Raw genomic sequence first — 12403 nt, 5'->3', positions numbered from 1 at the left:
GTCATTGCTCCAGCGAGATCGTCTGATAGTCCGCCCTTTCGCCCGATGGGCCGGGTTCGACACGCATTTGCGGTGGCCACCAGACCACCAGCTTGCCAGTACTCGATTGCGGGCGTGAGCAGGAGTCACCCTTGCACGTCGGTGTACACCCAGCCATAAGCAGCGCCAGGCCAAGGAGTGTGATGCAGGAGAGTCGCTGTTTCATGGCGCGGTCTTCCGTGTTGGGGTGAGCAGGGAGGGGCGGGACACACCGATATGTTCATCCTTGACCACCGGGCGCATGGCGATGAACACCTCCGCCTCTTCACCTGGCTTGAGCCAGGCCCGTGGCCAGACGCTGACGGCCAGGGTCTGGGAGTTGCTGCATTCGTTCTCATCGATACGTACGTTGCGATTGAACTGGTTACGCATCACGACCACTGCCACGTTGAACTGTGGGCCTGCATACCATTGGCTGCGTTCGCTATTGAGCGCCAGCAGGTTGCGTGGGTTGCACAAGGTGTTCAGGCCCAGGGGCATGGGCGCGGCCTTGAAGGTGTCAGGTACTTGTCCGGTCACGAGGTGGGCGAGGGCGCTGGTGATATCGCTGCGCTTGATCACTGGTTGGTGCCCGGCATAGCGCCTGGCCAGGGGTTTGAGGGCTGCCTGGAGTTCCACCTGGTCGTCCTGGGGTAAATAGCGTGACGGGTCGGCCTGGTCGCCGATCACCCGGGGGGTCAGGATAAACAGGCGTTCGCGACGGTTGTTCTTGCGCTCCGTGGAAGAGAACAGCGTCTTGCCCAGTAACGGGATGTCGCCCAGTACCGGCACCTTGTTGCGTCTATCGGCGCTTTCAGTGACATGGAACCCGCCGACCACCAGCGAGCGTTTTTCCGCCATCACCGCTTGGGTACTGACTTTGCCTCGGCGTACATCGGGGCCGACGCGTTCGGGGTTGGTTTCGTCGAAGTTGCCATCTTCAATATCCACCGCCAAATGGACCTGGTGATGACCACGCGTGGTGATGACCCGCGGCACCACCTGGAAACTGGTGCCGACGGTAATGGGCAGGATGGTCGCGTTTTCGACACCGGCGGTCAGGTATTGAGTACGGTTGAAGTCAATGACGGCGGGTTGGTTTTCCAGGGTCAGCACCGAAGGGTTGGACACCATGGTCGCCAGGCCCTTGGCCTCCAGGGCCCGGATATCGGCATAGAAACGGTCGCGGTTTTCAATCGATATTTGCGCGGAGGTGCCCGGCGCCATATTTACACCGCCACGAAAGCGGCTGTTCTGAAAGCCCCAGTTAACACCGAACTCGCGTAATTGCGTGCGCTCGATATCGAGGATGATGGCGTCGATCTCCACCAGCTTGCGTGCCACATCGAGCTGGGCGATCAGCTCGCGGTACATTGCCTGGCGCTCTGGCAGGTCGTAGATCAGCACGGCGTTATTGCGCACATCCGCTTCGACACGGATCTTGCCTCTTGCAACGGGTGCCCTGGCGGTGAGCGACATGCTTGGATTCATCGGCCCGAGGGGCGCCTGTGAGCCGAGCATCTGGTCCAGCATCGGATTGCCCAGGCGGGGCAGGATCGGGGTGACAGGCGAGGGCTGCGATGATGAGGCAGGGCGCGGGCTCATCGACGACAGCCCTGAGTTGTCCCGAGGTTCCAATAACCCTCGCAGCATGCTGGCAACCCCTGCAATGACCAGCTTTTCGCCACGGTAATCAATCGGGCGGTCCACTGCGTTGGCGAACTTCAGCGGGAACGTCAGCACACTTTGTTTCTCATCGGGAGATTTACGCTGGCTGCTGAACTGCTTGATCTGGTCGATATAGCGCTTGGGGCCTGACACCAGTACCACGCCATCATCGGGCAGTTCCCCCCAGCCGAAACGGCTATCGAGCAGTCCAATGTCCGTCAATGCCTGTTTCAAGTCGGCAACGGTTTCGGATGAGACCTCCAGGCGTGCGGACTCCTGTTGATCCAGGGTGCTGATGTACAGCGTGTTGTTGTACATGTACCACTGGAAGCGATGCTCTACTCCCAGCCGGTCGAGTAACGACTGCGGGGTATTGGCGCGTATCTTGCCATTGACGTTGCCTTCCAGGAGGCCGTCGATCTGCAATTGCGTGCCAAAGGTCTGGGCGAAATCCTCCAGCACATCACGCACTTGCTTATGTTCGGCTTCATAGGCATAGGCGGTATTTTTCCATTCGGCGGGAATAGCGGCGAGCGGGCTTTGCAAGGGCAAAAGCAACCAAGGCAGCACCAGCAGGTAGCGCCAATGGGCGCCTTTTTGGAGAGCAGTAGGCGAGACGGCGCGCAAGCGAGTGCGCTTGTGTTTCTTGTTATACATTGGGCGTTCTCTGATTAGTGCGGCAGCGAGCGGAGTGACGTGGGTTGGAACCGTTGGGCCGGTTTTGCAAGGCGTGTGATCATTGCGCGCCAGGTATCGCGCTGGTTGAGCAGGGCTTCGAGACTGTCCAGCAGATGCTTCTCGCCGGCGTTTTCCTGTAGACACTGAGTCAACCAGAGCGCACCTGTTGCAGGCGCCTGGGCGAGTGCGCCCTGAAAGTGACTCAGACTTGCGTTACCCAGGCGCATCCAGGTTCTGAGGTGTGATTTATCAGGTCGGTCTGGAGTCAGTTGGACCTGCAATAACAAGGTGTTAGAACAATGACGCAAGATTATTTCGTCATTGTTTTCGATGAGTGTTAGTTCTTCGGTGCGGTTATTCAACCAGTTGCTAAGTAGTGCCTTCAATTTATTGTCCGCTGTCCAGGCCAGACTTCAGTAGCATATGCCTTGCTCTGATATGTTCAGTGAAAACATATTCGGACTTACGATTAGTCATCAAGAGTTCATAGAACAAAGCCATATCCTCCTCAGATCCAGAGTTTTCTTCCATCAAGTCGTAGACATCGCGTTTGCTGCGCTTCGCATCGCTTAGAAGCCGCTCTCTGTAACCTTCGTAGTAGCTCATGGCTTTGCTCCTTTTGTGTTTCCTCTCTGTGGTTTGTATTTCGAATTGGTTCCATGTGTAGCAGTTTATTTGAGGGGGCATGTGCGTGTTTAAAAATCAGTCGTCCACCCGCTTTTTGCTTTGGTCTAGAAAGGTGCCATGCATAGCGGCCCAATCAATACAGAAGTCCCCCTCTTCGGTCTGTAATAGCAGTGTCTGGGGTTTGATTGTGTCGTCGGCGCGTAGTACCCAGAGCGTATTATTGTGGACGGCGAGATACTGTCGGGCGGCCTCCTGCTCAAGTGGATGGCACAGCAATGTCGCCTTGACCACTGGCATCTGGCTGGCCATCAGTTGTTTGAGCAGGGCTTCCATGCGTTGTGGCGGGGGAGTCTCTTCCAGCAGGAGATGAATCGCCTGGTTGGCGATTGAGGAGGCATAGCGCTCAAGGTTGTCGTACATTGCCTGGCGTTCGACTTCCCAGCGCTTGAACTGGGCATCGGCACGTCGCCAGATTTCAAGGCCGGCGTTTTCCAGAAGTTTTTCACGCTGCTTTTCTGCCAGCTTCAGCAATTGTCTGGCCTGGGCCTTTGCGTGCTCCAAAGCATGATTGGCCTGTGTGTAACCTGCCAGTGTTTCGCGGGGGATCAGGGTTTCGGGAAAGGGACCGGTGCCTTTGGGCAAGTCGATTTTATGTCGGCAAAACATCGTTTCAGTCTCCATGGTCCTTGGCGTAAGGCGCTTTACCGTCGCTGTTGATCGTCGCAATACGCCAGACTACGGCGTGCCATAGGGTATCGAGGCGGCTATACGAGTCTCCGAGCGCAAGGCTTTTTTTCTCCAGGTCCAGAACGCGCCGTCGAGGGAATCTCAATCTGATGCGTTGCCAGGTGGCAGGGTTGACCCAGGTACGTAGCAACTGCAAGGGGTCGTCATCGGGCAGCAGCATATCCGGGGGCAATGCCTTGGAGAGTCTGTTGCACCACTGCTGGAGGTTTTCATTTAATGCACTGGCATAGGTCGGGCGACACGTGCTGTCGATCAATGCAAGTACCAGGTCAAGTTGGTCTGGCGATGCGAGAGCCAGTTGAAGCAGTGTGGGCTGAGGCGTTGGAGGCAGGCAGGGGGCGACGCCGTAGATTTTGCCCACCCGTAAGTGTCGACTGTGATAAAGCATACTCAGCGCAGCGTGTTCATCAACCGTTCGCCAGTCTTCGCTCGAATACAGCCAGGGTGTTGCCCACCACTGGACCCATGCCAGGTTACTCATCGTACGGGTGGATTGGCGCATCAGGGGATGGGCCGGCCGATTGGGCATGCGGCAGCGCTCGCTGTCCTCTGATCCGCCAGAACGTTACGGCTATAATGAGCAGCACTAAAATGATCATTGTGAAACTGACACTGGCCCGCCAAAAACCAATGTCATCTCCCGGCACCAGGAACGGACCGAAATAGGCCAGGCGTTGCTGCTCCAGATAGGCTGTCGCCGGGACGAATACCACCGTTAATTTTTGCGGGTTTTCGACGGCGTTGGTCATCCCTGGAATGCTGCTGGCGACCATCCGGCGAACACGGGCCTGGATGTTGTCGGGGTCAAGCCGAGGATCGTGCTTGATGAACACGGAGGCGGAGGCGGATTGTACCGGTTCGCCCGGTGCCACACGCTCGGGCAGCACGACGTGGACTCGGGCGACGATCACGCCGTCGATGTTCGATAACGTTGTTTCCAGTTCCTGGGACAAGGCATAGATGTAGCGCGCTCGCTCCTCAAGCGGGGTCGAGATGACGCCTTCCTTGCGAAAGGTGTCGCCCAGGGTGGCGCGGGCTGCCTTGGGCAGTCCGACGGCGTCCAGGGTGCGTACGGCACGCCCGATATCGGATGCGTTGACCACAACCACAACACCGTCTTTGGCCGGAACTTTGCTGGCGCGTATGTGTTTGTCTGCCAACTCGGCGATGACCTCATTGGCCTCCTGCTCGGAAAGTTGACGATGAAGTTCGACACGCTCACTACAGGCATGCAGCATGAATGACAACGATAGAGTTAATATAATACGCAGAAAGCGAGTCATTGTTATCTACTGAAGGTTGCTGATTTTATCGATGCATTGTGCGGTCTTACCGACACTCTTAACGAGAATGTGCGTCAGCAATAACGTATCGGAAAGTTGGTCCGGATATTTTCGCGCTTCGTCAAACTTATTGTCGCCGCTCAAGGCGCGCAGGCTTTTGGTCATGCGCTGGGTCACGGAAGCCAATTTGCCTGATGCGTCGGAAAGCATGCTCTGTGGCGTAGTGTAACTTGGCGCCGCACTGGCAAATGCCGACGGGTCCATGAGTGAGGCAAAATAGTTGACGTCGGTGCGAGAGATTGATGATTCCTGTGCGCTAGAGGAGCCATTGAGATCATCATGTTCGACAGAACGTACTCTTCCTATAAACATATGGCGCCTTTTACATAAATACTTAGGGTTGGGGACGTGCTTCTTATTATTGATGAGGCGGTGAAGTGACCTTCCCGCTACTGAATTCCGGGAAGGTCGGGGTGCTAGACTTGATTACAAACGGAGTGCATCAGAGGCTGTTTTTATACCCGTGGTATTTTGGTTTTCCGCAGTTTTCCATGCGTTTTTTACACCATCCGCCCTCTTTTTTGCTTCTGCCGCTTCAATGCCTGCGTCCGCCTGTTCTGCACTCATGCCACCAGCGCCGCTACCGAAAGGGCTAGAACCGGAAGAGCCAATTGAACCAATACTCATATTTTTTACTCCGTACTTGACGTTAATCTCACCGGACTTAAGCGATACTGAGATATGGGTGTGTCACATCCAATTTCGCTGTTCCACAATTTATGTGGCTCAGGAAATGTATGCGTTCCAAATGCACCTGAGGGGTATGTTTCAAAAAGTGTAATTATTTCAGAGCGTTGCTGGTGGGGGTGGAATGTACTCAGGTCAGTGATATTGCCAATTGCTTCATCCGGTAATAGAGCGTGCGCTTGGCAACACCTAACTCAACGGCTACGACGTCTACGTTGTGGGCATGACGGTTCAGCGACGCTTCAATCAGCGATTTCTCGATTTGCTGTAGTCGTTCCTTGAGAGGTATTTCCATCTCTTGGCGCTCTGTTACAGGTACAGAGAGAGGAGGGAGCCCCAGGACGAAACGCTTGGCTGTCGAACGCAGTTCGCGCACGTTCCCCGGCCAGGGATGACACAGCAGTTGCGAAAGCAGGGCGCTGGCAGGGATGGGCACAGGGCATTTGAAGTAGTCGGCCTCCTGGCGGATCATTTTCAAGAACAGAGGGATGATGCGCTCTCGTTGCTCGCGCAGTGGCGGGAGGTTGATATTGACGACGTTCAGGCGAAAGTACAGATCGCGCCTGAAGGCGCCTTGCTCGACCATCTCATGCAAGGATTGCTGGGCAGACGCGATCACTCGCATGTCTACGGGGATAAACCGCGTCGAGCCCAAGCGTTCGACCCCTCGGGACTCCAGTACCCGCAGCAACTTGGCTTGCAGAGGGAGCGGCATGCTGTCTATTTCGTCCAGATACAAGGTGCCCAGGTGCGCAGCTTCGACAGAACCTGCACGTGACTGCATGGCCCCGGTGTAGGCGCCGCTGTTGACGCCGAACAGTTGGCTCTCGGCAAGGCTCTCCGGTATCGCGGCACAGTTGACCGCGACGAAATTGCCTCGTCGCCTTGATAGGCAATGAACACGTTGCGCCAAGGTGTCCTTGCCGGTACCTGTTTCCCCGAGTAACAGAATGTCGATGTTGAGCGGGGCGGTGTTAATGATGGTTGTTTCTATGTCTGGGCATTCGTTGAACGGTGTATCTGTTTCAATTTCATTCTGATAGGAGGCCGACATGTTGCTATTACTCCAATAGAGTTGTCGCTCGCTATTATTTGAATTAGCTAGTGATATCGGCCAGTAGACCGGAAATTATCCAGGTTGTCATCGCGAAAGGATGCTGGGGCTGGTCCTTGTTTTACTTGAGATGTTTGAGAAGCTTAAACTTGAACTATATTCAAGTTTCTGTAGGAGTGGTATTTACACTTCCGTGTAGGATGAGTCCTAAAAACTTTGTGAATATTATTAATGATGCGGGACGTAGGCTTGTAGTGTTTGTTTTATAGTTTCTTGCCTGTGTTTTTTTAAAAACTTAACGGTTTCTTAATGTTTCATCGAGTGTTCTAACCGTTGGAACACCCACAAAAAAGCCGATGCAGGGCATCGGCTTTTTGGGCGACAGACGTCGCGAGTTGAACTTTACACGTTGAAACGGAAGTGCATCACATCGCCATCCTTGACGATATATTCCTTGCCTTCCAAACGCCACTTACCGGCTTCCTTGGCCCCAGCTTCACCCTTGAACTGGATAAAGTCGTTGTAGGCGATCACTTCGGCCCGGATAAAGCCTTTTTCGAAGTCGGTGTGGATCACGCCGGCAGCCTGTGGCGCGGTGGCGCCGACCTTGACGGTCCAGGCACGCACTTCTTCGACACCCGCGGTGAAGTAGGTCTGCAGGTGCAGCATTTCGTAACCCGCACGGATCACACGGTTCAGGCCGGGTTCTTCCAGGCCCAGGGCCTCAAGGAACATGTCCTTCTCTTCGCCGTCATCGAGCTCAGCGATTTCCGCTTCGATCTTGTTGCACACCGGTACAACCATCGCGCCTTCTTCTTCGGCAATGGCCATGACCACGTCGAGCAGCGGGTTGTTCTCGAAACCGTCTTCAGCCACGTTGGCGATGTACATCACAGGCTTGGTGGTCAGCAGGTGGAAGCCCTTGATCACGGCTTTTTCGTCGATGCTCATGTTCTTCATCAGGCTGCGTGCAGGCTTGCCCAGGGTGAAGTGCGCGATCAACTGCTCCAGCAGGGCCTTCTGGACCACTGCGTCCTTGTCGCCGCCCTTGGCGTTGCGCGTGACCTTTTGCAGTTGCTTCTCGCAGCTGTCGAGGTCGGCGAAGATCAGTTCCAGGTCGATGATTTCGATGTCGCGCTTTGGGTCGACGCTGTTGGAGACGTGAATCACGTTCTCGTCTTCAAAGCAGCGGACTACATGAGCGATGGCATCGGTCTCACGGATGTTGGCGAGGAACTTGTTGCCCAGGCCTTCACCTTTCGACGCACCGGCTACCAGGCCTGCGATGTCGACGAATTCCATGGTGGTCGGCAGGATGCGCTTGGGATTGACGATGGCCGCCAGTGCGTCCAGGCGCGGATCGGGCATCGGCACGATACCGGTGTTGGGCTCGATGGTGCAGAAGGGGAAGTTCTCCGCCGCAATACCGGACTTGGTCAGGGCGTTGAACAGGGTGGACTTGCCGACGTTAGGTAGGCCGACGATGCCGCAATTGAATCCCATGGTGTTTCCCCTCGGAAAAAAGTCAGGCCTTCTGGCTGTGCAGGTTTTTCATCGCGCGGTTCCATTCACCGGCGAAGATATCCGGCAGCACGCCGAGGGCAAAATCGATGCTTGCATCGAGTTTTTCCTGTTCGGCGCGTGGCGCACGACCCAGGACGAAATTTGAAACCATACTGGCAACGCCTGGGTGGCCAATGCCGAGCCGCAGGCGGTAAAAGGTATTCTGATTGCCCAACTGCGCGATGATGTCGCGCAGGCCATTATGACCGCCATGGCCGCCGCCTTGCTTGAGCTTGGCAACGCCGGGTGGTAGGTCCAGTTCGTCATGGGCCACCAGGATTTCTTCGGGTTTGATCCGGAAGAAGCCCGCAAGCGCCGCGACAGCCTGGCCGCTGCGGTTCATGTAGGTGGTGGGAATCAATAGACGAACATCCTGACCCTGATGCGAGAAGCGTCCGGTCAGGCCAAAATATTTGCGATCGGCCACAAGATTGATGCCTTGGGCGTGGGCGATGCGCTCAACAAAAAGGGCCCCCGCGTTATGCCGGGTCTGTTCGTATTCGGCGCCTGGATTTCCCAGGCCAACGATCAGTTTGATGGCAGTCACGACAGGGGCCCTTCCTTTGGAGTTGTGGATAACATCGCCGCAACCTCGTTGCGGCGAAAGTGGACGGCAGGAGCTCACTTATCCAGAGATAAACTTCGCGTTATCGCCCGCTTTCTCGCTACGTTTCGGTCCGCGATGTTTCCTCAAGCTCCGACATTACAGAGTGAATTACTCTGCAGCGTCTTCTGCTTCTGGTGCAACGCGTGGAGCGTGTACGTTTGCAACAGCTTTGTCATCACCGTGAGCCAGTGCAACAAACTCAACGCCTTTAGGGGCCTTGAGGTCGGACAGGTGGATGATCGCGCCGATTTCAGCGTTGGTCAGGTCGACTTCGATGAACTCAGGCAGGTCCTTCGGCAGGCAGGAAACTTCGATTTCCGAAGTCACGTGCGAGATCTCGCCGCCTTTCTTGATCGGAGCCGCTTCGCCAACGAAGTGGACTGGAACGATAGCGGTCAGTTTCTGACCAGCGATTACGCGTACAAAGTCAGCGTGCAGTACGTGACCCTTGGACGGGTGGCGCTGCAGGGCCTTGATGATAACGTTCTGCTTTTTGCCGCCAACGTTCAGTTCGATAACGTGGCTGTAGGCCGCTTCGTTTTCGAGCAGTTTGGCAACTTCTTTAGCCAGCATGCTGATGGATTCAGGGGCTTTTTCGCCACCGTAAACTACAGCTGGAACCAGGCTTGCGAGACGACGCAGGCGGCGGCTCGCACCTTTCCCCAGGTCGGAACGCACTTCAGCATTCAGAGTAAAATCGTTCATGTTGTATCTCCAAAATAACCACATTCGCCCCAGCGTTTGCGACCAGCGCTAAAGGCGATATGGGCAAAAAAGCCCCGCCCCAACAATATGCTGGGGCGGGGCGCTTTTCGTCAGGTTGATGCCGCGAAGGTTTGACCCTTAGCGGAACATCGCGCTGATCGATTCTTCATTGCTGATGCGGCGAACCGCTTCGGCAACAACCGGTGCGATATCCAGTTGACGGATACGCGAACAGGCTTGAGCAGCTGCGGACAACGGGATGGTGTTAGTCACCACCAGTTCGTCCAGCATTGAGTTCTCGATGTTCTCGATCGCTCGGCCCGACAGCACAGGGTGTGTGCAGTAGGCGAAGACTTTTGCTGCACCGTGCTCTTTCAAGGCTTTTGCCGCATGGCACAAGGTGCCGGCGGTATCAACCATGTCATCGACCAGAATACAGGTACGCCCTTCGACATCACCGATGATATGCATCACTTCAGAGTGATTGGCTTTCTCACGGCGTTTGTCGATGATCCCGAGGTCCACGCCCAGGGACTTGGCAACAGCCCGTGCACGCACGACGCCACCAATGTCCGGGGACACGATCATCAGGTTTTCAAAGCGCTGGTCTTCGATGTCATCCACCAGGACGGGGGAGCCGTAGATGTTATCTACCGGAATATCGAAGAACCCCTGGATTTGGTCAGCGTGCAGGTCAACCGTGAGAACACGGTCGATACCTACCACGGTCAGCATGTCAGCGACGACTTTCGCGCTGATAGCCACACGCGCGGAACGCGGACGGCGATCCTGACGGGCATAACCAAAGTAAGGGATTACAGCTGTGATTCGAGTCGCTGAGGAGCGGCGGAAGGCATCAGCCATCACGACGAGTTCCATCAGGTTATCGTTGGTCGGAGCGCAAGTCGGCTGAATAATGAAAACATCTTTACCGCGGACATTTTCATTGATCTCGGCTGTAATTTCGCCGTCGGAAAACTTACCGACAGAGATGTCACCGAGAGGGATATGCAGCTGACGTACAACACGCCGAGCCAGATCGGGGTTAGCATTCCCCGTAAAGACCATCATCTTGGACACGCGCAGTACCTAGAGGCTGAGGGTAACCTGGATGAGTATAGAAAATGGCAGGGGCGGCTGGATTCGAACCAACGCATGGCAGGATCAAAACCTGCTGCCTTACCGCTTGGCGACGCCCCTGTATCTGTTGCAACGAGTACCCAGTACTCGATTCCTTTTAGAGCAGACTTTGCAGCTTGCGATGCAACATCGAAACGTTGCTTCCCTTTGCTACAAACCCTGTAAGGGTCTCTGTAAGAAGGGCCGAGACTTTATCAGCTTCAGCTTTGTTTGGGAAGCCCCCAAACACACAACTTCCAGTTCCGGTGAGTTTTGCTTCGGTAAATTTACCTAACAAATTCAATGCGTTACGTACATCTGGATAACGCCTTGCTACCACCGGTAAGCAGTCATTTCGACTGTTTCCCTTGGGAACGGGGCGCACTTTAATGGGAGAAGAGTTACGTGTCAACAACGGATCTGAAAAAATTTCTGCTGTACTTACAGATACTTGCGGAACAAGCACGACATACCACGGCTCTTCGGGGTCTACAGGGGTGAGTTTTTCCCCGACACCCTCAGCAAATGCGGCGTGTCCACGCACAAAAACCGGGACGTCGGCGCCCAGCGTCAGGCCCAGCGCGGCCAGGCGATCTTCATCCCAGCCCAGTTGCCACAAGTGATTGAGACCGAGCAGGGTGGTCGCGGCATTCGAGCTGCCGCCGCCGATGCCGCCGCCCATGGGCAGGATTTTATCGATCCAGATATCAATGCCGAGGGGGCACGCGGATTGTTCCTGAAGTTTTTTGGCTGCCTTCACGATCAGATTGCTGTCGTGAGGCACACCTTCGAATTCGGTGTGCAGGCGAATCACGCCATCGTCGCGCACGGCGAAGGTCAGTTCATCGCCGTAGTCGAGGAATTGAAACAGCGTCTGCAACTCGTGATAGCCGTCTTCACGGCGACCGAGGATATGCAGCATCAAATTGAGTTTGGCCGGGGAGGGCAGGGTCAGGCGTTCGCTCATGTCACTGCCCCAGCTTGCGTGGTTGCCAGTCCTTGATCACCAGCGTGACGTCAAGGTTGCTGCCGTGCAGTTTGATGCGCTCGGGTAGCCAGTAGCCGCTTTGTTCCACGTAGCTCAGGTATTCGACCTGCCAGCCATCCTGTTCCAGAGTGGCCAGGCGGCTGTCGCCATTGAGGCTCAGGCGGCTCTTGCTGTCAGGCGCGGGCAGGCCGCGAACCCACCAGACCAGATGCGAGACCGGCAGCTTCCAGCCGACCTGCTCTTCGAGCAAGGCTTCCGGTGATGGCGCTTCATAGCGGCCCTGGTTGGCCACTTCGAGGCTCACTTGCCCCGGGCGCCCGGTCAGGCGTGCAGCGCCACGGCCCAGGGGGCCAGAGAGGCGGATATCGTAATAGTCCTGGCGTTGCAGCCAGAACAAGGTGCCGCTGCCCGAATCCTTCGGTGCACGCACCCCGATCTTGCCTTCGATCTGCCAGCCATCAATGCTGCTGAGCTGATCCTTGTGTTGGCGCCACTGCGCCGGGTTGCCCTGGCCTTCGACGGACTCACGGGCGCCGAAGCCCGCACAACCGGCGAGCAAGGCGATAAGACTAAAAACGATGGCGTGGCGCAAAAACATA

General features: G+C 55.8%; 16 protein-coding genes and 1 tRNA gene. All 17 read right to left on the bottom strand.

Features of this window, described 5'->3' with window-relative positions; genetic code table 11:
* Position 1: 1 nt before the first annotated feature.
* A complete protein-coding gene (hrpT, locus tag FJD34_RS23420; RefSeq protein WP_083204915.1) occupies positions 2–205 on the bottom strand; it encodes an HrpT family type III secretion system protein in 204 nt (67 codons plus the stop codon).
* Positions 202–2343, bottom strand: a complete 2142-nt coding sequence (gene sctC / locus FJD34_RS23415) for a type III secretion system outer membrane ring subunit SctC (protein WP_090292995.1) — start codon at positions 2341–2343, stop codon at positions 202–204. Before sctC ends, hrpT begins: the two co-directional genes overlap by 4 nt.
* Positions 2344–2357: 14 nt before the next feature.
* Positions 2358–2750 (bottom strand): hypothetical protein, encoded by a 393-nt coding sequence (locus FJD34_RS23410; RefSeq protein WP_032857795.1) that lies wholly within the window; start codon positions 2748–2750, stop codon positions 2358–2360.
* A 1-nt stretch (position 2751) separates the two neighbouring features.
* Positions 2752–2970, bottom strand: a complete 219-nt coding sequence (locus tag FJD34_RS23405) for a hypothetical protein (RefSeq protein ID WP_032857794.1) — start codon at positions 2968–2970, stop codon at positions 2752–2754.
* Positions 2971–3066: 96 nt separating this feature from the next.
* Positions 3067–3672, bottom strand: a complete 606-nt coding sequence (gene sctL / locus FJD34_RS23400; protein WP_308426012.1) for a type III secretion system stator protein SctL — start codon at positions 3670–3672, stop codon at positions 3067–3069.
* Positions 3662–4240: a hypothetical protein gene (locus FJD34_RS23395; protein WP_032857791.1), complete on the bottom strand. Its 579-nt coding sequence runs from the start codon at positions 4238–4240 to the stop codon at positions 3662–3664. Before FJD34_RS23395 ends, sctL begins: the two co-directional genes overlap by 11 nt.
* On the bottom strand, positions 4212–5021 hold the full coding sequence (gene sctJ / locus FJD34_RS23390) for a type III secretion system inner membrane ring lipoprotein SctJ (RefSeq protein WP_090292997.1): 810 nt from the start codon (positions 5019–5021) through the stop codon (positions 4212–4214). Before sctJ ends, FJD34_RS23395 begins: the two co-directional genes overlap by 29 nt.
* 6 nt (positions 5022–5027) lie before the next feature.
* A complete protein-coding gene (locus tag FJD34_RS28540) occupies positions 5028–5393 on the bottom strand; it encodes a hypothetical protein (RefSeq protein WP_223232753.1) in 366 nt (121 codons plus the stop codon).
* A gap of 114 nt (positions 5394–5507) precedes the next feature.
* Positions 5508–5708 (bottom strand): type III secretion protein, encoded by a 201-nt coding sequence (locus FJD34_RS23380; protein WP_139115738.1) that lies wholly within the window; start codon positions 5706–5708, stop codon positions 5508–5510.
* A 190-nt stretch (positions 5709–5898) separates the two neighbouring features.
* A complete protein-coding gene (locus FJD34_RS23375) occupies positions 5899–6822 on the bottom strand; it encodes a sigma-54-dependent Fis family transcriptional regulator (RefSeq protein WP_032857785.1) in 924 nt (307 codons plus the stop codon).
* Positions 6823–7224: 402 nt separating this feature from the next.
* The gene (gene ychF, locus FJD34_RS23370; protein ID WP_032857783.1) at positions 7225–8325 is read right to left on the bottom strand and encodes a redox-regulated ATPase YchF; all 1101 of its coding nucleotides are present in this window, start codon (positions 8323–8325) and stop codon (positions 7225–7227) included.
* Positions 8326–8347: 22 nt separating this feature from the next.
* Positions 8348–8932, bottom strand: a complete 585-nt coding sequence (gene pth / locus FJD34_RS23365) for an aminoacyl-tRNA hydrolase (protein WP_032857782.1) — start codon at positions 8930–8932, stop codon at positions 8348–8350.
* A gap of 168 nt (positions 8933–9100) precedes the next feature.
* A complete protein-coding gene (locus tag FJD34_RS23360; protein WP_065944311.1) occupies positions 9101–9697 on the bottom strand; it encodes a 50S ribosomal protein L25/general stress protein Ctc in 597 nt (198 codons plus the stop codon).
* Between the two features lie 138 nt (positions 9698–9835).
* The gene (locus FJD34_RS23355; protein ID WP_003208392.1) at positions 9836–10777 is read right to left on the bottom strand and encodes a ribose-phosphate pyrophosphokinase; all 942 of its coding nucleotides are present in this window, start codon (positions 10775–10777) and stop codon (positions 9836–9838) included.
* Between the two features lie 45 nt (positions 10778–10822).
* A tRNA-Gln gene (locus FJD34_RS23350) sits at positions 10823–10897 on the bottom strand.
* Positions 10898–10934: 37 nt separating this feature from the next.
* Complete coding sequence (gene ispE, locus FJD34_RS23345) at positions 10935–11783, bottom strand: 4-(cytidine 5'-diphospho)-2-C-methyl-D-erythritol kinase (RefSeq protein ID WP_032857779.1); 849 nt, start codon at positions 11781–11783, stop codon at positions 10935–10937.
* A 1-nt stretch (position 11784) separates the two neighbouring features.
* Positions 11785–12402, bottom strand: a complete 618-nt coding sequence (lolB, locus tag FJD34_RS23340; protein WP_032857778.1) for a lipoprotein insertase outer membrane protein LolB — start codon at positions 12400–12402, stop codon at positions 11785–11787.
* Position 12403 lies beyond the last annotated feature (1 nt).

The sequence above is a fragment of the Pseudomonas brenneri genome, from assembly GCF_007858285.1.
Classification (GTDB): domain Bacteria; phylum Pseudomonadota; class Gammaproteobacteria; order Pseudomonadales; family Pseudomonadaceae; genus Aquipseudomonas; species Aquipseudomonas brenneri.
This window is presented reverse-complemented; position numbering and strand designations above follow the sequence as displayed.